Source organism: Nitrincola alkalilacustris (assembly GCF_008973755.1).
GTDB classification, from domain to species: Bacteria; Pseudomonadota; Gammaproteobacteria; order Pseudomonadales; family Balneatricaceae; genus Nitrincola; species Nitrincola alkalilacustris.
Map to the genome: position 1 here is coordinate 152,453 of NZ_WBOM01000005.1, position 21,765 is coordinate 174,217.

At 53.9% G+C, this 21,765-nt stretch carries 21 protein-coding genes; 10 read left to right on the plus strand and 11 right to left on the minus strand.

The window, feature by feature from the left end; all coding sequences use genetic code 11:
• Positions 1-293: 293 nt before the first annotated feature.
• The 5 genes from F7R27_RS10890 to F7R27_RS10910 all read left to right on the plus strand — a co-directional run bounded on the left by F7R27_RS10890 (position 294) and on the right by F7R27_RS10910 (position 4,312).
• Positions 294-863, plus strand: a complete 570-nt coding sequence (locus tag F7R27_RS10890) for a diguanylate cyclase (RefSeq protein ID WP_151704288.1) — start codon at positions 294-296, stop codon at positions 861-863.
• Complete coding sequence (locus F7R27_RS10895) at positions 860-1,972, plus strand: beta-ketoacyl-ACP synthase III (RefSeq protein ID WP_151704289.1); 1,113 nt, start codon at positions 860-862, stop codon at positions 1,970-1,972. The genes F7R27_RS10890 and F7R27_RS10895 overlap by 4 nt, the downstream gene beginning before the upstream one ends.
• 10 nt (positions 1,973-1,982) lie before the next feature.
• A complete protein-coding gene (locus tag F7R27_RS10900) occupies positions 1,983-2,699 on the plus strand; it encodes an iron-containing redox enzyme family protein (protein ID WP_240776346.1) in 717 nt (238 codons plus the stop codon).
• Positions 2,692-3,543: a DUF6999 family protein gene (locus F7R27_RS10905; RefSeq protein WP_151704290.1), complete on the plus strand. Its 852-nt coding sequence runs from the start codon at positions 2,692-2,694 to the stop codon at positions 3,541-3,543. Before F7R27_RS10900 ends, F7R27_RS10905 begins: the two co-directional genes overlap by 8 nt.
• 112 nt (positions 3,544-3,655) lie before the next feature.
• Entirely contained in the window at positions 3,656-4,312 is a 657-nt protein-coding gene (locus F7R27_RS10910; protein WP_151704291.1) for an alpha/beta hydrolase, read from the plus strand.
• Between the two features lie 63 nt (positions 4,313-4,375).
• On the opposite strand, the gene yfiB is transcribed toward F7R27_RS10910, so the two are convergent.
• The 3 genes from yfiB to yfiR are packed head-to-tail and all read right to left on the minus strand — an operon-like array spanning position 4,376 to position 6,595.
• The gene (gene yfiB, locus F7R27_RS10915) at positions 4,376-4,873 is read right to left on the minus strand and encodes an outer membrane lipoprotein YfiB (protein ID WP_476739165.1); all 498 of its coding nucleotides are present in this window, start codon (positions 4,871-4,873) and stop codon (positions 4,376-4,378) included.
• Positions 4,839-6,143 carry a diguanylate cyclase DgcN/YfiN gene (gene dgcN, locus F7R27_RS10920; protein ID WP_151704293.1) on the minus strand — a complete coding sequence of 435 codons (1,305 nt, stop codon included), beginning with the start codon at positions 6,141-6,143 and terminating at the stop codon, positions 4,839-4,841. The genes yfiB and dgcN overlap by 35 nt, the downstream gene beginning before the upstream one ends.
• Positions 6,140-6,595 (minus strand): regulatory sequestration protein YfiR, encoded by a 456-nt coding sequence (yfiR, locus tag F7R27_RS10925; protein WP_168927482.1) that lies wholly within the window; start codon positions 6,593-6,595, stop codon positions 6,140-6,142. The genes dgcN and yfiR overlap by 4 nt, the downstream gene beginning before the upstream one ends.
• 418 nt (positions 6,596-7,013) lie before the next feature.
• Here yfiR and F7R27_RS10930 point away from each other — a divergent pair, with 418 nt between their 5' ends.
• A complete protein-coding gene (locus F7R27_RS10930) occupies positions 7,014-7,373 on the plus strand; it encodes an META domain-containing protein (RefSeq protein ID WP_168927483.1) in 360 nt (119 codons plus the stop codon).
• 4 nt (positions 7,374-7,377) lie between these two features.
• On the opposite strand, the gene F7R27_RS10935 is transcribed toward F7R27_RS10930, so the two are convergent.
• Positions 7,378-8,133, minus strand: coding sequence for a substrate-binding periplasmic protein (locus tag F7R27_RS10935; protein WP_151704296.1), 756 nt, complete (start codon positions 8,131-8,133; stop codon positions 7,378-7,380).
• Between the two features lie 157 nt (positions 8,134-8,290).
• Between F7R27_RS10935 and fusA the strand changes: the two genes are divergently transcribed.
• From fusA to F7R27_RS10955, 4 genes are all read left to right on the plus strand, one after another.
• Positions 8,291-10,396, plus strand: a complete 2,106-nt coding sequence (gene fusA, locus F7R27_RS10940) for an elongation factor G (RefSeq protein WP_476739166.1) — start codon at positions 8,291-8,293, stop codon at positions 10,394-10,396.
• Between the two features lie 226 nt (positions 10,397-10,622).
• Positions 10,623-11,189 carry a DJ-1/PfpI family protein gene (locus F7R27_RS10945; RefSeq protein ID WP_151704298.1) on the plus strand — a complete coding sequence of 189 codons (567 nt, stop codon included), beginning with the start codon at positions 10,623-10,625 and terminating at the stop codon, positions 11,187-11,189.
• A gap of 49 nt (positions 11,190-11,238) precedes the next feature.
• Entirely contained in the window at positions 11,239-11,589 is a 351-nt protein-coding gene (locus tag F7R27_RS10950; protein ID WP_151704299.1) for a ribbon-helix-helix domain-containing protein, read from the plus strand.
• A 94-nt stretch (positions 11,590-11,683) separates the two neighbouring features.
• Entirely contained in the window at positions 11,684-14,290 is a 2,607-nt protein-coding gene (locus F7R27_RS10955; protein ID WP_151704300.1) for a PEP/pyruvate-binding domain-containing protein, read from the plus strand.
• A 116-nt stretch (positions 14,291-14,406) separates the two neighbouring features.
• On the opposite strand, the gene gdhA is transcribed toward F7R27_RS10955, so the two are convergent.
• From gdhA to F7R27_RS10990, 7 genes are all read right to left on the minus strand, one after another.
• A complete protein-coding gene (gdhA, locus tag F7R27_RS10960; protein WP_151704301.1) occupies positions 14,407-15,756 on the minus strand; it encodes an NADP-specific glutamate dehydrogenase in 1,350 nt (449 codons plus the stop codon).
• A 169-nt stretch (positions 15,757-15,925) separates the two neighbouring features.
• Complete coding sequence (locus F7R27_RS10965) at positions 15,926-16,270, minus strand: Na+/H+ antiporter subunit G (protein WP_151704302.1); 345 nt, start codon at positions 16,268-16,270, stop codon at positions 15,926-15,928.
• On the minus strand, positions 16,267-16,536 hold the full coding sequence (locus tag F7R27_RS10970) for a K+/H+ antiporter subunit F (RefSeq protein ID WP_151704303.1): 270 nt from the start codon (positions 16,534-16,536) through the stop codon (positions 16,267-16,269). Before F7R27_RS10970 ends, F7R27_RS10965 begins: the two co-directional genes overlap by 4 nt.
• Positions 16,533-17,027 carry a Na+/H+ antiporter subunit E gene (locus F7R27_RS10975; protein ID WP_151704304.1) on the minus strand — a complete coding sequence of 165 codons (495 nt, stop codon included), beginning with the start codon at positions 17,025-17,027 and terminating at the stop codon, positions 16,533-16,535. Before F7R27_RS10975 ends, F7R27_RS10970 begins: the two co-directional genes overlap by 4 nt.
• Positions 17,024-18,550, minus strand: a complete 1,527-nt coding sequence (locus tag F7R27_RS10980; RefSeq protein WP_151704305.1) for a monovalent cation/H+ antiporter subunit D — start codon at positions 18,548-18,550, stop codon at positions 17,024-17,026. Before F7R27_RS10980 ends, F7R27_RS10975 begins: the two co-directional genes overlap by 4 nt.
• Positions 18,547-18,885 carry a Na+/H+ antiporter subunit C gene (locus tag F7R27_RS10985; RefSeq protein WP_151704306.1) on the minus strand — a complete coding sequence of 113 codons (339 nt, stop codon included), beginning with the start codon at positions 18,883-18,885 and terminating at the stop codon, positions 18,547-18,549. The genes F7R27_RS10980 and F7R27_RS10985 overlap by 4 nt, the downstream gene beginning before the upstream one ends.
• Positions 18,885-21,683 (minus strand): monovalent cation/H+ antiporter subunit A, encoded by a 2,799-nt coding sequence (locus tag F7R27_RS10990; protein WP_151704307.1) that lies wholly within the window; start codon positions 21,681-21,683, stop codon positions 18,885-18,887. The genes F7R27_RS10985 and F7R27_RS10990 overlap by 1 nt, the downstream gene beginning before the upstream one ends.
• Positions 21,684-21,765 lie beyond the last annotated feature (82 nt).

The following is a 21,765-nucleotide window of genomic DNA, read 5'->3' on the forward strand; positions in this document are numbered from 1 at the left end:
GTAAGGCCGAGTGGAAAGGTTGTTTGCTACTGATCGCACGTGAGTACATTAGTTGTGGCTCTTGAGTTGATCATGGGTACAGCTTAGTCAATTTACAGCACATTGGTGTTGATCTGTATCAACGGGAGTATTTATTAGAGATTGATGATTCCGTCTGTAGTAGTCCATCCTACCCTGTAAGTGCCTGGTACATAATGTTTCACTGTCGGTCTGTATAATTGCTGCTGGATTTGTACAGCTGTTTGAGCTGATATAATGTTTGCTGAAACTACCGCCACCGACAAGGAGTAAGAGTGGATACCAGCCAGTTATTGATCAACGCGTTGTTGTTCGTATTTTTGCCCCTGTGGGGGATAGTGGGCTTCTTTGACTGGTGTTGCCATCGTGCCACGCAGATCGAGTCCACATCTGGTCTTAAAGAGTCGCTGATGCACTCGGTCATGGGGATACAGGTGGGGATTCCGATCCTGATGTGCCTGTTGTTCCAGGTGAATGTGCTGGTGCTGCTGGTGTGTCTGGGTGCCTGGTTATTGCACGAGGCAGTGGCACACTGGGATGTTCATTATGCGTCTCCCCGACGTTTTATCAGTATCTGGGAGATGCATGCGCACAGCTATCTTGCGACCCTGCCGTTTTACATGCTGGCGATGATCTTTATCATCAATTGGCCGGTAGTGTTGGATCTGGTGCAGTTCAACTGGGTGGGACAGATGAGTCTTACTCGGGTGGATAATCCACATGGTGGTGAAGGGTATCTGGCATTTTATCTGACCTTTATGGCAATACTCTGCGGATTACCCTATCTGGAGGAGAACCTGCGCTGCTTGCATCAAGCGCTGAAACAGCGGGGGCGTGCAGCATGAGTGTCTATATCACCAGTACCGGCCATTATCTGCCCGGTGAGCCGATCGATAATGACCGGATTGAAGAGGTGTTGGGGCAGATAAATGGTAAACCCAGTCGCCTGAAACGCCGCATTCTGCAGTCCAATGGCATTCATACCCGCCACTATGCGATAGATCAGGATCACAACACACTGATCAGTAACAGCGAGATGGCGGCCAGAGCCGGGCAGGTGTGTCTGGATCAGAGCTATCTCAGTGCGCGTCAGGTGAAGATGCTCAGTGCTGCGACCAGCCAAGGCGATCTGGTGCTGCCGGGGTTTGGCAGTATGGTGCAGGCGGAGCTGGGGTTGTCGGATATAGAGCTGCACACCAGTCACGGTATCTGCTCCAGTGGCATGATGGCATTAAAAGCGGCCTATACCAGTCTCAAGGCGGGTGAGCAGCCCAATGCACTGGTGATAGCGAGTGAACTGGCGTCGCGCCTGTTCAAAGCGACACGTTATGAGGCCGCCGGCGATGAAGTCGATTTCAATGCTGAGTTTCTGCGCTGGATGCTGTCAGACGGTGCCGGTGCCATGCTGCTGGAGGCTCGGCCACGGGGGCAGTGTTTTCGTATCGACTGGATCAGAAGCTTCTCGCATGCTGATGCCTATCCGGTCTGCATGAGTGTCGGATTGCCGACCTCTGCCAACCGCCTGCAGAGCTGGCAGGATTTTCCTACCTATGCCGAGGCAGAGGCCGCTGGTGCGCTGCTGATCCGACAGGATGTGCGCTTGCTGGAGAATATCGTCAAGCTGGGAGTGGATGGTTGCCTGAGGCTGATTGATGAGGGGTTGATCGATATCCCGAAGGTGGATCATCTGCTGTGTCATTACTCGTCGCACTACTTCCGCAGCCGTATCTTCGACATGCTGCAGCAGGCAGGAGCCGCAATACCGGAAGAAAAGTGGTACACCAATCTCTATACGCGTGGGAACACAGGTTGTGCTTCGATTTTCATCATGCTGGATGAGTTCCGGCGCACTCAGCCATGGCAGGCAGGGCAGACGATCCTGTGCATGGTGCCGGAGAGTGGTCGGTTCAATAACGTTTATATGCAACTGACAGTGGTCTGTGAACAGGGCTGAGGAGATAAGAATGGAGCAGAAAGCCATGGAGCAGAAAGTCATGGAACAGAAAGTCACCACCGAAACCGGTCAGGCCTGCCTGCAGGGATTGATGCGGACCTGGTTTGAGTTTGAACGGCAGCTGGGCAGAGTGCCGGTGATACAGCGCCTGGAACGCGGCCAGTTTACACGTGAGGATTATCGGCGGTTGCTGCTGAACCTGCGTCAGCAGGTGGTAGAGGGCGCACGATGGATTACCCGCTGTGCCTCGAGCTTTGACCGGGATTTTGCCGATGTGCGCTCCGAAGTGATCGGCCATGCCAAGGATGAGCACCGTGATTATGAGATACTGGAGCAGGATTATGTCGCTGCCGGTGGTGATCTGGCCGAGATACAGCAGGCGCAGCGTAATGCCGGGACCGAAGCGTTGCATGCGTTTCTGATGTACCGTGCCAGCCAGCCCAACCCGGTGGATCTGATCGGTGCGATGTGGATCATCGAAGGGCTGGGGCAGAAGATGGCTTCCGACTGGGCGGAGCGGGTCGATCAGGCGACGGATGGCGATGGCAGTTATACCCGGTTCATGCGCTATCATGGCGAGAATGACGACGATCATCTGGATAAACTCTATGGTTTGATCGATCGCGTCTGCCAGAGCACTGAGGCGCAGCAGTCGATCATCCGCACCGCACGTGTGGTGGCGCGCCTGTATGCCCTTCAACTTGAAGAGGTGGATCATCATGGCTAAGTCGCGCAGCGCCTTTATCCGTGCCGTGGAGTTCGATAACTCTCTGCCGATTGAGCCAGCGGCTGTGCAGCTCTGGCTCAAGGATCTGGATAATCCGATGCGCTGGTCAGTGCGCCCGCTGTTGCAGTTCCTGTTCGCGATCCTGCTGCATCTGGTGTGGTTCTTCAAACGCCTGCCGCTGCCGCAGTTCAGCGCTCACAAGCTGCTGCAAAGTCTTATCTGCTGGTTCTGCGAGCACTTTGTCAGTGTCGAGGCCAACCAACTGATTCTGCGTCACTTTGCCACCGAGTCGAATATTCTGAATTTTCTGGCAGATAATACGCGCGCCGATCGGGCCGGGGAGGCGGCTCCGGTTCAGCTTTACCCTGACTCGATCAGAGGTATGCTGGTGGATAGCTTCGTAGAGCATGATCAGGAGCTGTTTCGTCTGTTCCGTGAGATGGGCCCTTGGCAGAATCGACAACCTCTAAAGGTGGATGAGGTCGACTGGAGCAACTGGAAGCCGATCGATATGGAGGCGTTCAGGATTGAGAAGCGGCGTACTCAGGTGTTCGATTTTGAAACCTCGCATTCTCTGTTCATGTGTCTGTTCTGCCTGCTGCTGACGCGTGAGGAGTATCGGGATGCGATCAACGGCTTCAATCTGGATCAATCGATTGCGATCCGTATCGGCCAGTTGATCGGTGATGACTCACTGGCCGAGATGGCGTACAACAAATATCCCCACTATCTGGTCGGGCCGTGGAATCTGAGCCAGCGCTTCCTGATGCATGGCTTTTTCACTGAGCATCTGTATGCCAGGCTTGAAGCCTTGCGCACACAAACCGACGCTTCTGAAGCGTGATGGCTTGGTTGCTGGTAATTGGTTCGCTGGTAACTTGTTCAATGACAACCAGCTCAATGCTAAACTGCCCCCCATCATCAATTATGGTCATTTAATTTAGCCGGAGAGCTCTATGTTTTTACCCTGTGTTGAGATTGAACCGGCAAAGCCTGCCGATAGTGCGGTGATCTGGCTGCATGGACTGGGAGCAGATGGACACGATTTCGAGCCGATAGTGCCTGAGTTGCAGTTACCCGAGAGTATGGCGACACGGTTTATCTTTCCGCATGCACCGAGCATGCCTGTCACGATCAATGGCGGCATGGTGATGCCAGCCTGGTATGACATTCTGGAGATGAATATTGATCGCAAGGTGGATTCGGTGCAACTGATCGCCTCTGCCGAAGCAGTGGTGCGTTTGATCGAGCGTGAAATCGAACGTGGTATTGCGCCAGAGCGGATCGTTCTGGCAGGTTTCTCTCAGGGTGGTGCGGTGGCTTATCATGCGGCGCTGAGCTATGACAAGGGGCTGGCAGGGTTGCTGGCGTTATCCACCTACTTTGCGACCGATAACCTGGTGGAGTTCAATGCTGCCAACAGTCAGATCCCGGTCATGATTCAGCATGGCACGTTTGATCCGGTGGTACCTGAGGCACTGGGTAAAAAGGCGTTTGAGACGCTGAAGAACCGAGATTATGCGGTGGAGTATCAGAGTTACCCGATGGAGCATTCAGTGTCCTTGCCGCAGATCCGGGCGATCGGGCAGTGGTTGCAGAAAGTGCTTGGTTGATCCCTTTTATAGCATCCCCTGTATCAATTGACCGGGTAGACTCCAGCCTACCCGGTCAACCGCTCAGGGTTGCACAATAATACTGACGCGACGATTTTCGCTGCGACCCTCTTCGGTGTCGTTGTCTGCAACCGGGTAGCGACTCCCCAGCCCCTGCACACTGATGCTATCAGGATTGAAGCCGGCTTCGATAAACAGTTCCTGGACTGTTCTGGCACGATTGAGAGATAGCGTATCGTTATAGGCCTGGGTACCGATTGAGTCAGTGTGGCCCTCAAGTCGGACCTGAGTGATATTCACCTCCAGCAATGAGGTTGCAAGTCTGCTGGTCAGTTCCTTTTCCTCCTCTCCGGGCGCTACGGCATCAAACCCAAACAGCAGCTTGTTTGACAGGTTGAGTAGCCAGCCCTGATCGGTCAATTCGAAGCCATTCTGCTTGAGCACCTCAACCTGCTTCGCGTTCAATCCTGATGGTACTGTCTGACAAGCTGCCAGCAGAAGAAGCATGAGTAGGCTGATGATGGATCTACATAGACGTTTGTTTCTCTCTCTGTCCTTCACTTGAAATCTCCTGATTACTTTTATTCGAGGCTGCCGGATGGGCCAGCTGCCAGCTTCCCTGTTTATTGCGTTTGGCTGTATACATGGCTTCGTCGGCGCTGTGAAGTAATACGTTGGCTGTGGCGCCATGTGTCGGGTAAACGGCAACACCCAGACTTAGGGAGGTGTGTACGGTGCGACCGTCGGGTATTTTAACAGGCTCACTCATACTGGCGAGAATATTTTCGGCAATAATAAATGCATCTTCTGTGTCATGCAGAGGGTTGATCAGCACTGCAAACTCATCGCCGCCGAGTCGGGCGACTATGTCCTCGTTGCGAAGTTGTGCTTTGACTCGCGCTGCAACTGATATCAGAACGGCATCACCTGCCGCATGTCCCAAGGTGTCATTGATCTCTTTAAAACCATTACTGTCGAGGTAGAACACAGCCAGTTGTTGATCGTGTTCAATGGCATCTCGCACAGCCCGGTTCAGCCGCCCTTCAAAGTAGAGACGATTCGGCAGTCCTGTCAGGCTGTCGTGTGTGGCCTTGTGAGTCAGGTGCTCATTCTCTTTTTTCAGGTGAGCTTCCCAGACCTCTAGCTCATCAAGCAGCTCGTTGAAGTCATCGCCCAGCTCGTTCAGCTCGGCAATACTGGCTCCCGGTACTCGCTGTGAAAAATCACGGTCGTAACGCACCGCATGTGCCACGCTGACCAGCTTGCGCAAGGGGCGAGTGATATTTCCCTGCATCCGCCGCGACAGGTGATAGGCGCTCACAATACTGATGGTCATGCAGATGATCATGCCAAGTAAGCCGCTGACCAGAAATGAAAGCAGGCTACCACCACTGCCGGTGACATATACTTCACCCAGTATTCGATTTCCCTGCAGGATAGGAACCTGCACGGGAGGCTGCATCAGGTCTGCCATCAGCCTGCCTGCCTGATCAAATAACCCCTGATCAGGTTTTTCCCAGCTAGCCAACAGCTTTCCTTCACGATCTGTGACCTGCGCGTTGGCAACTTCTTCTGTTGCAACAATCAGTGTCAACGCCTCGTACGCGGCCTCTTCATCACGGAACATCACGGCTGCTTCAACCGTATAACTGACGGAGCGGGCTATCAGTTGAAGATTATGCTCGGCATGGACACGCAAGGCCAGCAGTGCTGTCACCGTCAACAGGATGCTGGCCAGACCAACAGCGATCAGCGCAACTGACAGGTGGGCCTTGTTCAATGTGGCTCTGAGCGACGGTAGTGTCGGCGTTACTGTAACTTGCTGGTTCATTCCTGTTCTACCAGTCTGTTACCGAGTTTCAGAACATGTGGATGGACACGGATTCCACTGCGTGCAATCGAATCCAGATTGACCAGAAAGCGCACTTCGATATTGTTCACCAGCAAACAGAACATACTGCCGACACTGCAACGATCATCCTGTTCTGTAATGGTGAGAATTGGATAACCTGCGATGCGCTGGGACAGGCTCAGAAAATCAGGCTCTTCCATTACGCCGATATAAATCACCTGGCAACGAAGCGCTATGTCAAAGGCATCCCATTCGATACGTTGAGGAACAATAGGCTGCCCCAGTACATCCAGATCTGCGTGAAGCAGTGAGTCAGCATATTCAGTCGGAGCTGTGACACAGAAATCGATAGGGCCGGGCTCATTCTTCCAGCGTGTATAGCTGAGAATGCCGAGTACCACGTCTGTGACGGCAGCGGTGCGTTGGGGCATCAGTGGTTCCTGCTGCTCCTGTGCTGCGATATGGCCTGCAGCAAACAACATGCAAGCTGACAGCAGTATCAGCTTTAATCGCTGGGCGAAAATCCTAAATGATGAGTACCAGATATTTTGCAAACCGGACGTCCCTGTATCGCCTGTGGAGAGGGTGATACCAGTGTTTCTTTATTCAGTTAACATGTCAACCTGTACTGATGGGCAATGCTCTTGAGATGGGTGGGCTGGCTTGCCAAATCAGCTTATGATTGATTAATCGCTGATTCAGCGAGTCGGACTAAACTGGAATAGTGTTGAAGGGCAAGCGAGGTGTCATATGAAGATAAAAAAGCTCAACCTATGGTTGTCCATTGTGCCGATGGTAATTGTAATGACTGCCTGTACACACGTAAGAACCGAACCTGAGGTACACAGCGTGACCCTGCAGGATACTCAGTGGCGACTGGTGCAGCTGCTTGATGAAGCACTCCCCGAACAGGAAAACGTGATGCGTCATCCTGCGCTGATGTTTCTACCTGAGGGGCGTGTGGCCGGCTCTGATGGCTGTAATCGTCTGATGGGCGGTTATCATGAGCAGGGGCAGTTGTTGCACTTTACACAGTTGGCATCGACTCTGATGGCGTGTGTGGACGGTATGGAAACAGCAGATAAATTCAATCATCTGATCACTGATGTACGTCACTATCATATTAAGGAAGATGTACTTGAGCTGTTCAGTGATAGCGGAGAGCTGTTGATGCGGTTTCACCGTGAAACTGCAACAGATGGCAGGTAGCTGATTATTGATAGCGATCCACTATCTCATCCAGTGTTCCATCGGCTCTGAACTGTTTGAGTTTGTGATTCAGATCGGATATGAGACTTGCGGAAATGGCTTTGTTACAAGCCAGCCATAGATGGAAGGTTTCTTCAGTCTGCTGCACCGGGCGTAAAGGAATATCCATCTGCGTCGCAATATAGGGACCTCCAATGGAGCCAGCCAGCCAGAGGTCTATGCGTCCATGGGCCAGCATCATAAGGTTAGTTGGGATCTCGGTGGTACGATGAATCTCGATGCCGAGATTTTCTATCCAGTCAGAATAGGCATCGGCTGTTTGTCCGCCGACAACATAACGGTTGGCATCTGCCAGGTTGTCCAGTTCAATCGGGTTGCCTGCCATCGCATAGAGTACGATATGTTCAGTGCTGAGAGGCCCAACCCATTGATATAAGTTTTCCCGCTCTTCTGTTCTTGCTGCCGAGAAGAGGCAGGAGTTCGATTGTTGTTGAGTCAGTTCTTGTGCTCGTCCCCAGGGGACAATGTAAAAGCCAACAGGTTGTTTGAGCGATATCATCGCTCGTGTCAGTAGCTCTGTATTGATACCTTTGACAGACTCTCCTTCGGTATAGCTGAAGGGCGGATACTCTTCTGTATAAAAATAGTACTCGTTAGCCAGGGTGTTGTAAGATAGAGTCGTTAACACCATGAAGGACCACAATACTGAGTGGCACTTGATGCTGTGCTTAAAGTACTCGGCAATAGTGGCTATCAGCATGGCTGCTCCAGAGAAGATGGCGGCATTTCATGACACTATATGACACAGCGAGCTTGCGAGCATAATAAAAATTTAATAGCCGAAATCATTTTTCCTCTGCAAAACGATTTAAAAGCCTGTATAATGTCGCACTATTTTAAAACCCTAGCTTATTGAGATGACTATGTCAGCAGATTTATCCTTATACAGAAACATTGGTATCTTCGCCCACGTAGATGCTGGCAAAACCACCACTACCGAGCGTATCCTGAAACTGACCGGTAAAATCCATAAGTTGGGTGAAGTTCACGAAGGTGAATCAACTACCGACTTCATGGAGCAGGAAGCTGAACGCGGAATTACTATCCAGTCAGCAGCTGTGAGCTGTTTCTGGAAAGGTCACCGTTTCAACGTTATCGATACTCCGGGCCACGTTGACTTCACCGTAGAAGTTTACCGTTCACTGAAAGTGCTCGATGGTGGTGTTGGTGTATTCTGTGGTTCCGGCGGTGTTGAGCCTCAGTCAGAAACCAACTGGCGCTATGCGAACGACGCTGAAGTATCCCGTCTGATATTCGTTAACAAGCTGGACCGTATCGGTGCTGACTTTATTCGCGTGACCGAGCAGGTTAAAAAAGTCCTGGGTGCAAACCCACTGATCATGGTACTGCCTATCGGCCGTGAAGATACCTTCACTGGCGTGGTTGATCTTTTAACCCAGAAAGCCTACATCTGGGATGAAACCGGCTTGCCGGAAAACTACACGGTTACTGATGTACCAGCTGATATGGCTGATGACGTTGAAATGTACCGTACCCAGCTGGTCGAAACGGCGCTGGAGCAGGACGACGATCTGCTGATGGCTTACATGGAAGGCGAAGAGCCATCTATTGAAGACCTCAAGCGTTGCATCCGTAAAGGCTGCCGTGATCTGGTATTCTTCCCGACTTACTGTGGTTCTGCCTTTAAAAACAAAGGTATGCAATTGCTGCTGGACGCTGTTGTTGATTATCTGCCATCACCAACTGAAGTCATTCCTCAGCCACTGACTGACGAAGAAGGTAACGAAACAGGCGAGCACGCCATCGTTTCTGCTGATGAGCCATTCCGTGCTCTGGCCTTCAAAATCATGGATGACCGTTTCGGCGCCCTGACCTTTATCCGTATTTACTCTGGTGTACTGAACAAGGGTGATACCATCCTTAACTCTTTCACCGGTAAAACCGAGCGTATCGGCCGAATGGTTGAAATGTACGCGAATGACCGTATCGATCTGACCAGTGCTCAGGCTGGCGACATCATTGCGCTGGTGGGTATGAAGAACAACACCCAGACTGGCCACACCCTGTGTGATCCCAAGCATCCTTGTACGCTTGAGCCAATGGTATTCCCTGAGCCTGTTATCTCTATTTCTGTTGCGCCTAAAGACAAGGGTTCTACAGAGAAAATGGGTATCGCTATCGGCAAGATGGTTGCAGAAGATCCAACGTTCCGTGTTGAAACTGATGTTGACTCTGGTGAAACCATCCTCAAAGGCATGGGTGAGCTGCATCTGGATATCAAAGTAGACATTCTGAAGCGTACCTATGGCGTGGAACTGGTTGTAGGTCAGCCGCAGGTTGCTTACCGCGAAACCATTACCAGTGAAATCGAAGACAGCTATACCCACAAGAAGCAGTCTGGTGGTTCTGGTCAGTACGGTAAAATTGACTACCGCATCCGCCCAGGCGAGCAGAACTCCGGCTTTACGTTCAAATCATCAGTTGTCGGTGGTAACGTACCAAAAGAGTTCATTCCAGCGATCGAGAAAAGCTTTGCGGGCATGATGGCCACCGGTCCTCTGGCTGGCTTCCCGGTATTGGACGTTGAAATTGAAGTGTTCGATGGTGCTTATCATGCCGTTGACTCCTCAGCTATTGCCTTTGAAATTGCTGCAAAAGGTGCTTTCCGTCAGTCAATGCCTAAAGCAGCCCCGCAACTGCTTGAGCCAATCATGAAAGTTGACGTGTTCACGCCGGAAGATCACGTAGGTGATGTTATCGGTGACTTGAACCGTCGCCGTGGCATGATCCTGGGCCAGGAAGCAGGCGTAACTGGCGTACGTATCAAAGCTGACGTACCTCTGTCAGAAATGTTTGGTTACATCAGTACTCTGCGTACCATGACTTCAGGCCGTGGTCAGTTCTCCATGGAGTTCGCGCACTACTCACCGTGCCCGGCTAACGTAGCTGAGACTGTTATCGCCAAAGAGAAAGAAAAGAAAGCAGCTGCTGCTAAAGGCTGAGTAGTTAATACAGCTCATTAGTCAGCGCGCTTTAAAAAGCCCCGCCAGTTCATGCTGGCGGGGCTTTTTTTTATGCACAGGGAGGTGCAGTATGCTGGCAATGCAGGAGCAATTGCCAGCGTTGTCTGGTTTTGCGTACTGTTTTGCCATGTAGTAATCCGCTACTACCCCTTGTTCTCATTTCATTGCTACAAAGAGGGTTCAAACAACCATCAGGAGTAGAGCAATGAATAAGAAGATTCTGATGATCACTGGTGATTTCACCGAGGATTATGAAACCATGGTGCCTTATCAGGCACTTCAGGCGGTTGGCCATGTCGTACATGCCGTTTGCCCCGACAAGAAAGCGGGGGATACGGTTGCGACCGCGATCCACGATTTTGAAGGTGATCAGACCTATACCGAGAAACCCGGGCATCGCTTTGCGCTGAATGCCAGCTTTGATGAGATTCGGGTGGATGATTACGATGCGCTGGTGATTCCCGGCGGACGTGCGCCTGAGTACCTGCGCTTGAATGTTGATGTATTGAAAATGGTGCAGCATTTCTTCACTGCAGATAAACCGGTGGCGGCGATCTGTCATGGTGCGCAGTTGCTGGCTGCAGCCGGTGTGCTGAAGGAAAGGCACTGTTCAGCCTACCCGGCCTGCCAACCCGAAGTAGAGCTGGCGGGTGGGCGTTATGCCAACATTGCCGTGGATAAGGCAGTCACCGATGGCAACCTGGTCACGGCGCCTGCCTGGCCGGCTCATCCTGACTGGTTGGCTCAGTTCATGGTACTGCTCAATAAGTGATGTATGATCTATATCTTGAGCCTCATGCAGACAGTCGCGGAGTTCTTACATGTGCAGATTGTTTATCGGCGCTGATCCAACCCTCTGGGTCAGTTCTTCCCGTTCCCTTCGTATCGACGGCATGGTGACCAGTATCCGGCTGGAAAATGGCTTCTGGACACTGCTTGAGGAGATTGCGCAGCGTGATGGCATGCAACTGCCACAGATGTTGACCAAGCTCTATCATGAGTCGATTGATGCCGGGCACGATCTGGGTAATTTCACCTCTTTCTTGCGTGTCTGCGCCCTGCGCTATCTGTCGTTACAGCTGAGTCAAGATATTCCTGCCGATGTTCGGGTACCGATTGCATCCCTTGATGCCGCACAGATACTGGCGCGGGAAAAAAAAGGGTGGCATTAGGAGTCCAGGGAGATTAGGGGAATAGGGAAGCATTGACGCGACCTGTCTGAATCTGTCGTAATGTCGGTATCTTTCAATATACAGGCGATCACAGATGCAGACAGGCGGCGAATCAGGCAGTGTTGTTTCAACCGGTATCATCGGCCTGGACCGGATTCTGAGCGGCTTGCGCATCGGTGATAATGTGGTCTGGCGGATCGAGGATATCGAGGACTATCGTCGGGTTGTCACACCCTTTGTCGCTGCGGCAGTCGCTCAGGGTCGCTCCATCATCTATCTGCGTTTTGGCCATCATTCACCCTTGGTCGAGGAGGGTGGCGGCGTTCGCGTTGTTCGGATCGACGCCTTGCGCGGGTTTGAGGCTTTCACCCGACATGTATGGCAACTTGTGGCGGAGCACGGTCGGGGCGCCTTTTATGTCTGTGACTGTCTGACCGACCTGCTGGATGCCTGGGCGACGGATCATATGGTGGGCAACTTCTTCCGCGTGATCTGCCCCTTTCTTTACGAGCTGGATACAGTGGCTTACTTTGCACTCTACCCGCGCGCGCACTCACAGGTGACACTGGCGCGTATCCGGGATACCACGCAGGTTCTGATAGACGTACATCGGGCTGAGAATGAGTTCCAGATTCAGCCGGTCAAAGTGTGGGAACGGCAGTCGCCAACCATGTTTCTGCCCCATCGCCAGACGCGGGATCAGTTCATACCCGTCACCGACAGCAGTGACGCAACACGCCTGCAGGCATTGATTGAACTCAAGCATGGACAAGGGCAGCAACTGCTTGATCACTGGGATCGGCTGTTTCTGAACGCATCGGATACAAGGACGATGGGAGATGCGGCCGCACAACAGGTATGTCTGGAGCAGATCCTGCCGGTGTTGATCAGTCGCGACTCTCGCATGCTGGCGTTGGCGCGCGAGTATCTGACGCTGGATGATCTGCTGGCCATTCGTAGTCGCATGATCGGCAGTGGCTATATCGGTGGCAAGGCGGCAGGCATGCTGCTGGCGCGAGCTGTATTGCTCCGTGAGGACCCGGAGTGCTGGCATCAGCGGCTGGAGCCGCATGACTCCTATTATCTCGGCTCAGATGTCTATTACGCCTTTCTGGTACACAATGGTCTCTGGTCAGGCATGATGCAGCAGCGAACCGAATCAGGGTATTTTGAACAGGCCCCTGGGCTGCGGGATGCGGTGTTGAAAGGTGATATCCCGCAGGAGATGCGGCAGGAGCTGGAGCGGATGCTGGATCATTATGGCCAGTATCCCATTCTGGTCAGATCAAGCAGTCTGCTTGAGGATGGCTTTGGCAATGCGTTTGCGGGCAAGTATGAGAGTGTGTTTCTGGTCAATCAGGGCAGTCCTGAGCAGCGGCTGGAGCAACTCGAACGGGCGATTCGGCAGGTGTATGCCTCCTCATTCAGTGAGGATGCACTGGTCTATCGTCAACAGCGTGGTCTGGACCAGTTGGAAGAGCCGATGGCCTTGTTGCTGCAACGTGTTAATGGTCGTTATCAGGGGCACTACTACCTGCCAGATGCTGCAGGAGTCGGTGTCTCGCGTAACACCTTTGCCTGGGATGCCGATATGGACCCGGCTGCCGGCATGGTAAGACTGGTGATGGGGTTGGGTACCCGTGCAGTGGATCGGATCGAGGGAGATCATGCCTGCGTAGCTGCACTGGATTATCCGCATAAGCGACCTTTTCGCAATCGAGATGAGGCCTATCGCTTTTCGCAATCGCTGGTGGATCTGCTTAATGTTGCTGAGAATAGCCTGCAGTCACGCTCTTTGATGCAACTGAGCCGGGAGTGCCCGGATCTGCCGTTGTCTGCTCTGGGCGAATTGGACAGAGAGGCGACAGAGCGTGCCCGACAGTTGCCGGACCCTGCGCCGGTGTGGCGACTGACATTTGACCCCTTGTTGCGCTGGACTGCATTTGTGAGACTGCTCAGGCAGATGCTGAGCACTCTGGAACAGGCGTATGATCATCCGGTGGATGTCGAGTTTACGGTTCATCTGGGCCCGGATGGTGAACCTACCTTCAATCTGGTGCAGTGCCGTCCACTGGCCGTGTTGGGTCCGAGTCAGAAGGTCGAGCTGCCCGGGCAGGTGGATGACGCATCGTTGTATTTCAAGACCGATGGCCACTTCATGGGTGGTAACATGGATATCCGTCTGGATCGTATTGTGCAGGTTGATGCCGAACGGTATTCAGGTCTGACTATCTCGCAAAAGTACGAGGTGGCTAAACTCGTTGGTCAGATATGCCGTTCAGGTGAATCTCAGTCGACGCTGTTGATGGGTCCGGGTCGCTGGGGTACAAGCAGCCCTGAACTGGGTGTTCCGGTGCGTTTTGCCGATATCAGTCGGATTGCAGTACTGGTTGAAGTGGCCGAAATGGGTTCTGGCATGGTGCCGGATCTCTCGTTCGGATCGCATTTTTTTCAGGATCTGGTGGAGTCGTCCATCGCTTATGTGGCGCTTTTCCCGAATGAAAGCAGCACGCATCATCGCCCACAATGGTTGAGTTCTACTGGTGTGAAAACTCTCTCGGCTCGCGAGTTGTGCGTGGATGAATTCAATGAGGTGGTGAGTGCAGTAGTGCGCATTCATGATCTGAGCGCTCAGCCCTTACGGCTGGTGGCTGATGTGGTGAGTCAGCGTCTGATCTGTTATCAGGTGGATGATAGTTGATCGTCAGATCTGAACGATCTTCTGGTCCGAGTGATTTGAGAACACTGTTATGAATGAGGTGATGTGAATAAGGCGAGGCGCTTGAGCGGCACCTCGCCTGACAGGTTGGACGAGGATCAGATCACGCCCATCGCATCCATGGCACGTGCGACTCTCAGGAAGCCGGCGATATTGGCGCCGACCACGTAGTTACCGGGTGCGCCGAACTCTTCTGCGGTTTCAAAGCAGTTGCGGTGAATATTCACCATGATCTCCTGCAGACGTGCTTCGGTATGCTCAAAGGTCCAGAAGTCACGGCTGGCATTCTGCTGCATCTCCAGTGCGCTGGTGGCAACGCCACCGGCATTGGCTGCCTTGCCGGGTCCGTAGGCGATACCGGCCTGCTGGAAGATAGCGATCCCTTCCGGTGTGGTCGGCATATTGGCACCTTCGGCCACCGCGATACAGCCGTTTTCGACCAGGGATTTGGCGTCCTTACCGTTCAGCTCATTCTGTGTGGCGCAGGGCAGGGCGACATCACAGGGAATCTGCCAGATATTGCCACCGGGCAGATACTTGGCATGGCTGCGCTCCTCGGTATAGGCGCTCAGTCGACGGCGCTCAACCTCTTTCAGGCGCTTGACCAGATTCAGGTCAATACCCTGTTCATCCAGGATGACGCCGTTGGAGTCGGAACAGGCGATCACCTTGGCACCCAGTTGCATGGCCTTGTCGATCGCATAAATAGCGACGTTACCGGAGCCGGATACCACACAGGTTTTGCCGTCCAGTGAGTCGTTACGCGCCTTCAGCATCTCCTGAACGAAGAACACGGTGCCGTAGCCGGTGGCCTCGGTGCGCGCACAACTGCCACCCCAATTGATTCCCTTGCCGGTGAAAACGCCGGATTCATAGCGGTTGGTGATGCGTTTGTACTGGCCGAACAGATAGCCGATCTCACGGGCCCCGACGCCGATATCACCGGCCGGTACATCGGTATACTCACCGATATGACGGAAGAGCTCGGTCATCAGACTCTGGCAGAAACGCATGATTTCATCATCGGATCTGCCCTTCGGGTCGAAGTCGCTGCCTCCCTTGCCACCGCCGATCGGCATGCCGGTCAGGGCATTCTTGAAGATCTGCTCGAAACCGAGGAATTTGATGATGCCCAGATACACGGACGGGTGAAAGCGCATACCACCCTTGTAGGGGCCGAGTGCACTGTTGAATTCGACTCTAAAGGCGCGGTTTATCTGGATCTCGCCCTTATCATCCTGCCAGGGCACGCGGAAGATGATCTGACGTTCCGGTTCACAGATGCGCTGAATGATCTTGCGCTCGGCATATTCGGGGTATTTCACCATTACAGGACCCAGGGTTTCCAGCACCTCATGTACCGCCTGATGAAACTCCGTTTCACCTGCATTGCGATGCAGGACATCCTGATAGATCAGCTCGAGCTTCTCGTCGAGAATTACCGACATGTTTGTGACTCCAAGAAAATGAACAACAGAAAAAGTGGCGTGACCAGAGCTCGCAGATACCGGATGCATCACGCAAAGCGCTCAATTTCATCACAGTGCACTAATATAAAGCAACGGTCAAAAGGTCGTAGGTGTTTATCACGACTCAAATGGCAGTGACTGCGTCAGTCTACTGATCCTTCCAGGGAACATTAAGTGTCTTGTCGACACATCTGACTCGCCGATGCAGTGCTGCCTTGGCCATCATATGGGCACTGGCCGGTGCCGTCACAAACAGAAACAGTGTGATGATCGCTTCCTGTACGGATATACCCTCTGTCAGGAAACTGAAGTAGAGCAGAGATCCGATCAGGGTGCAGCCCACGCCGAGGGTGCTGGCCTTGGTCGGGCCATGCAGGCGCATATAGAAATCCGGCAGCCGTGCCAGTCCGATGGAGCCGAGCAGTGCGACCAGAGCACCGATCAGGATGAACAGTGCGATGATAAGCTCCAGTAGCCAGGGTAGTGTATTCATTCGATCACATCCCCCCGCAGCAGGTACTTGGTCATGGCTACTGTGCCGACGAAACCCATCAGCGCGATCAACATCGCAGCTTCGAACAGAATACCTAGTTGCATCTGGATGTCGGCCAGCACTATCACCGCAATGCTGTTGATCATCAGCGTATCCAACGCAAGAATGCGATCAGTGATGTCCGGACCGATCAATAATCGGTAGAGATTCAGCAGTATGCCAAGCGAGAAGAGCGTCAACGCAAGTGGGATGACCAGTGCAATCATTGGAATATCTCCTGCAGTGGTTGCTCGTAACGTGTCCTGATCTGATCGATCAGTGCCTGTTCGTTGTCGATGTGCAGTACATGGATCAGCAGCGTGCGTGCCTGAGTATCATAGTGTGTCGTGACGGTGCCCGGCGTCAGTGAGATGGTGCTGGCAAGCAGAGTAATGGCAAACTCATCCTCCAGTGACACCGGATAGGTGATAAAACCGGGGCTCAGGTGCTCTGTCCGCCCGATAATGCGCCGAGCCACAATCAGATTGGAACAGATGATGTCCCACAGCAGCACCAGAAAGTAGCGCAGCAGAGGCAGCGGATGGCGCAGACTGCTTTTTTCCGGCCAGAAGCGGTGGGTAGAAAAGGGGATCAGCAGGCCCAGGCCGATACCGAGTATCACTTGTGCCACACTGAAACTGTTTACCATGAACAGCCACAACACAGCCAGAAAGAGTGAAAACAGGGGTCTTGGGACCCAGAAGGAGAGTCTGCTCATGGTACCACCTCCGCCTCGCTCAGCCAGGCTGACTGCAACACGGCATGGATATATTCATCAGGGGAGAGGATCTGCTCAGCTGTCCGCTCCAGGTAGTGAATGATCGGCTCGGCCAGCAGTGATAACACCAGACTGGTAGTGAGCATCAGACAGATCAGCACAAAACTGGTCTTATCCAATCTCAGCGGGGACGAGACCGATGTGGTTGGGCGCCAGAACCATCGGCTGCCAGCCCGGCTAAGGGCAATCAGAGTCAGCAGACCTGTCAGCAGCATCAGCCCCCAGAGCAGGCCGCCACTTGGAGCCTTGATTGCCGACTGGATAAGCCACAGCTTGCTGATGAAGCCGCTGAAGGGCGGCAGTCCGCTGATGCTGATGGCGGCAATGAAAAACAGACAGCCCAGCAGCCAGCGATGGTTCAGGGGGGATACCAGTGAAAATCGATCATATCCACGGTAGCGCTGCTTGCCTATCAGATCCGCAAGCAGGAAAAATGTAGCTGTCAGGCAGGTGCTGTGCAGCAGGTAATAGAGAGCGGAGCTGAGCATCTCCTGACCCGGCAGCGAGATGGCCGCCAGCAGTATGCCAACGGAGACGATCACCAGGTAAGCGGTCATGGTGCGCAGGCTGGCTGATCCCAGCACGCCGACGGCGCCTAGCAGCAGAGTTGCCAGTGATAGAGGCCAGAGCCACTCCCACAGCGTCAGATTGATCGGCTGCTCGCCCTGGCTGAAGACCAGATGAAAGACTCGGAGCATCGCATAGATACCGACCTTGGTCATGATCGCAAACAGTGCGGCCACCGGAGCACTGGCAGCAGAATAGGCGCGGGGCAGCCAGAACAGCAGTGGCAGCAATGCGGCCTTGACACCGAACACCACCAGCAGCAGGAGTGCGGCGCTGGTCAGCAGTGGCTGATCTTCAGCCGGTATCAGCGCGATCTTAACGGCCAGATCGGCCATGTTGAGTGTGCCTGTCAGGCCATACAGGGTACCGACTGCAAACAGGAACAGGGCGGAGCCGACCAGATTGATGATCACATAGTGCAGCCCCGCACGGCTGCGCGCACGGCCACCACCATGCAGCAGCAGTGCATAAGAGGCGATCAGCAGAATCTCGAAAAATACAAACAGGTTGAACAGATCACCGGTCAGAAAGGCACCGTTGATGCCGGCCAGTTGCAACTGAAACAGGGCATGAAAATGGGCACCTTCCCGATCCGTACCCCGGCAGGCGTAAAGCCCGGCGATAAGGCTCAGGCAGGCAGTCAGCAATAGCATGATTGCACTCAGACGATCCAGTACCAATACGATGCCATATGGGGGAGCCCAGTTTCCGAGGTAATACAGAGTATGTGGATGTTGCCCGGCCTGCAGCACGGCCCAGATGCCCAACAGAGCCAGCAGACTGCAACTGCCAAGGCTGATCAGGCGTTGTGTCATCAGGGGGGCTTTGAAGGTGATCAGCAGGCATGCCCCTGCTACCAGAGGAACGAGAACAGGCATGGCCATGAGATGATTCATGGGCGGTCCTCATTCGGGTTTTCACCATCGACATGGTCGTTACGCAACTCGACGGCAGCCTTGAGTGCGAGTACAACGACGAAGCTGGTCATGGCAAAGCCGATGACTATCGCTGTCAGTACCAGCGCCTGAGGCAAGGGGTCGGCATAATCAGGCACCAGACCGATCACAGCCGGGGATTCGGTTTTCAGGCGCCCCATGCCGAACAGATACAGATTGATGGCATGGGACAGCAACGTGAGGCCCAGAATCACGGAAAAGGTTCTTGCACGCAGCAGCAGGTAGACACCACTGGTGGTCAGTGCCCCCAATGTGAGTGCAAACAGTATCTCCATCAGCCCACCTCCTTGCCAGGTCCGGCAACCGTCATCAGCTTGCCGAGGTTGGCCAGTATCAGCAGGGTGGCTCCCACAACGGTGGTGTATACACCCAGATCAAACATCAGGGCACTGGCCAGTTCGAACTCACCTATCACCGGCCAGTGAAAATGGTTGTAGGTTGTAGTCAGGAAGGGGTATCCAAATACCAGGCTGGCAAGGCCGGTGCTGGTTGCCAGCAGAATACCGGCACCGATCAGTGGCCGGAAGTGTGTCAGCATCCGCTCCTGAGCCCAGACCAGACCACCGGCCATATACTGCAGTGTCAGTGCTACGGCGGTGATCAGGCCGGCAATGAAACCACCGCCAGGCATATTGTGTCCACGCAGGAAAATATAGGCAGACACTAATAGGGCGATCGGCAGCACCAGATGGGCGACACGGCTGAGAATAACCGGATGAGGTTCAGCCACCCAGTGCTCATCGGCAATCGGCGCCATGCGCTCCTTCAGGTGCAACTGTCTTGTGAATGCAAAGACGGCGAGCGCTGCAATACCCAGCACGGTGATCTCACCCAGGGTGTCAAAACCCCGGAAATCAACCAGAATCACATTCACGACGTTGGTACCCCCGCCACCGGGCAGGCTGTTGGCGAGAAAATAGTCGGAGATGCTGTCGAACGGACGTGTCATCACGGCAAAACTGAACAGTGTCACGCCCAGTCCTGCAATGCCGGCGATGACGATATCCCGGACTTTACGATAGGGCTGCGACTCCTTGGGCGATTGCTGAGGCAGGAAGGAGAGGGCCAGCATCATGATCACCACAGCCATCACCTCCACCGACAGTTGAGTCAGTGCCAGGTCCGGAGCCGAGAAGCGGGCGAACGCCAGGGTGACAAACAGGCCTGTCACGCCGAGCAGTAACAGGGCCGGCAGGCGGTGACGATGAAACACGGCAACGCCCAGGGCTGCCAGAGACAGGATGCACGCACCCATCAGGGTCATTGCGTCGGGACGAGTGATCGCCACGGACCCCTTCCAGCCACTGAAACCTGTCATGGCAAAGGTGCTGAGTATCAGCGCCGTGGCCAGCATGAATACCAGATATCGCTGCAATGAGCCGTTTTCAAGTTGATAGACCCGCTGCTGCGAAAAGTGGATCAGCCGTTGCATAATCCACTCGAAGATCTCTTTTGCATCCACCTCGGGCAAACGGTTGTGGATGGCAAATAGTGGTGTTCTGGCCATGTAGAAGATCAACCCTCCGAGCAGAGCGAGCAGACTCATCTGCAACGGGAGGCGCAGATCAGTCAGCTGCTCGAAATCATAGGTGGGGTGAGACAAGCCGGTGGCGGCATTCACGGCCGGTTGAATCAGCAATGCATAGACATATTGTGGGAAAACCCCCGCCAGTACACATCCGGTGCTGAGTATCAGAATCGGCAGCAGTACCAGTCGGGGTGGTCGGCGGGGTGGGTAGATGGGTAGATCCACCGGGCGGCCGTTGAAGAACACATTGTGGAAAATACGTATCGAATAGGCGACCGAGAACAGTCCGGCCAGGGTCACCCAGACGGGAATCAGCGTGACTGCCCAGTCAGGAGCTGTCACCAGTTGCAGGCTTTCGGCAAACAGCATCTTCTTGCTCAGATAGCCGTTCAGCCAGGGTAGACCCGCCATCGCGGCAGCGGGGATGGCCGATAGCAGCATAAGTCCCGGCAGGTAACGATACAGACCATTTATCTGCCGCATGTCGCGGCTGCCGGTCGATTGATCGACAATCCCGGCCATCATGAACAGGGGGGCCTTGATCACCGCATGGTTGATCAGGTGGAAGAGTGCTGCAGCCATGGCGGTGCTGGTTCCGATACCCATCAGCAGTGTGATCAAACCCAGATGGGACAGGGTGGAGTAGGCCAGCAACCCCTTGATATCGTGCATGAACATGGCAACAAAAGCGCCGATCATCAGTGTCATCATGCCACTCAGCACGACCAGCAGGAACCACAGATCGGTATCGGCCAGTGCCGGATGCAGTCTGGCCATCAGATATAGCCCTGCCTTGACCATCGTTGCAGAGTGCAGATAGGCCGAGACCGGTGTGGGTGCAGACATCGCATGTGGCAGCCACAGATGAAAGGGAAACTGCGCCGACTTGGTAAAGGCACCCAGCAGAATCAGGCTCAGCATCAGTGAATAATGCTGATCTGCCTTGATCTGCTCACCTGCAACCAGTATGTCACTCAGCATGAAGCTGCCGGCGCTTTGCCCCAGCAGGAGAACTCCGGCAAGCAGGGCGATCCCTCCACCACCAGTGATCACCAGTGACATTCGGGCTCCGCGGCGAGCGCTGCGTTTATGCCAGCCGAAACCGATCAGCAGAAAGGAGACCAGACTGGTCATCTCCCAGAAGATCAGCATGAACAGCAGGTTCTCAGACATGACGATGCCCAGCATCGCCCCCATGAACAGGAGTATCAGGCAGTAAAAGCGGCCTGCTGAGGGGTGGCCTTCGAAGTAACAGCGTGCGTACAGAATGATCAGGCAGCCGATACCGGTGATCAGCAGTGCGAACAGCCAGGAAAGACCGTCCAGGCGCAGGGAGAGCGAAAGCCCCAGATGCGGTATCCAGTCGCTGTGCTGAATCAGGGTTTCACCCGCCAGCATCTGTGGAGCCAGAGAGATCAACAGGACCAGGCTCAGCAGTGCAGGCAGGGCTGCCGCTACAGCCTGTCGTGAAACAGTAGTGTGCCGTCCGATTGCCGGTATGATGGCGAAGAGCAACGGAGTCAGAATGATCAGTGCTAAAGGCATCAGCTCAGTCAGGTTCCAACAAGCGGAGCGTCAGCGGGCCTTTGGGTATTCTCCGATACGTTACCCTGCTCCTGTTATTATC

Coding starts and splice junctions, on each gene's coding strand:
- F7R27_RS10910 (WP_151704291.1), top strand. CDS start 3,656: ATGTTTTTACCCTGTGTTGAGATTGAACCGGCAAAGCCTGCCGATAGT.
- dgcN (WP_151704293.1), bottom strand. CDS start 6,143: ATGAACCAGCAAGTTACAGTAACGCCGACACTACCGTCGCTCAGAGCC.
- F7R27_RS10980 (WP_151704305.1), bottom strand. CDS start 18,550: ATGAATCATCTCATGGCCATGCCTGTTCTCGTTCCTCTGGTAGCAGGG.
- gdhA (WP_151704301.1), bottom strand. CDS start 15,756: ATGTCGGTAATTCTCGACGAGAAGCTCGAGCTGATCTATCAGGATGTC.
- F7R27_RS10900 (WP_240776346.1), top strand. CDS start 1,983: ATGGAGCAGAAAGCCATGGAGCAGAAAGTCATGGAACAGAAAGTCACC.
- F7R27_RS10955 (WP_151704300.1), top strand. CDS start 11,684: ATGCAGACAGGCGGCGAATCAGGCAGTGTTGTTTCAACCGGTATCATC.
- F7R27_RS10905 (WP_151704290.1), top strand. CDS start 2,692: ATGGCTAAGTCGCGCAGCGCCTTTATCCGTGCCGTGGAGTTCGATAAC.
- F7R27_RS10950 (WP_151704299.1), top strand. CDS start 11,239: ATGTGCAGATTGTTTATCGGCGCTGATCCAACCCTCTGGGTCAGTTCT.
- F7R27_RS10935 (WP_151704296.1), bottom strand. CDS start 8,133: ATGCTGATAGCCACTATTGCCGAGTACTTTAAGCACAGCATCAAGTGC.
- F7R27_RS10945 (WP_151704298.1), top strand. CDS start 10,623: ATGAATAAGAAGATTCTGATGATCACTGGTGATTTCACCGAGGATTAT.
- F7R27_RS10990 (WP_151704307.1), bottom strand. CDS start 21,683: ATGCCTTTAGCACTGATCATTCTGACTCCGTTGCTCTTCGCCATCATA.
- yfiR (WP_168927482.1), bottom strand. CDS start 6,595: ATGCCCCAACGCACCGCTGCCGTCACAGACGTGGTACTCGGCATTCTC.
- F7R27_RS10970 (WP_151704303.1), bottom strand. CDS start 16,536: ATGATTGCACTGGTCATCCCACTTGCGTTGACGCTCTTCTCGCTTGGC.
- F7R27_RS10985 (WP_151704306.1), bottom strand. CDS start 18,885: ATGGAGATACTGTTTGCACTCACATTGGGGGCACTGACCACCAGTGGT.
- fusA (WP_476739166.1), top strand. CDS start 8,291: ATGACTATGTCAGCAGATTTATCCTTATACAGAAACATTGGTATCTTC.
- F7R27_RS10895 (WP_151704289.1), top strand. CDS start 860: ATGAGTGTCTATATCACCAGTACCGGCCATTATCTGCCCGGTGAGCCG.
- F7R27_RS10965 (WP_151704302.1), bottom strand. CDS start 16,270: ATGAATACACTACCCTGGCTACTGGAGCTTATCATCGCACTGTTCATC.
- F7R27_RS10975 (WP_151704304.1), bottom strand. CDS start 17,027: ATGAGCAGACTCTCCTTCTGGGTCCCAAGACCCCTGTTTTCACTCTTT.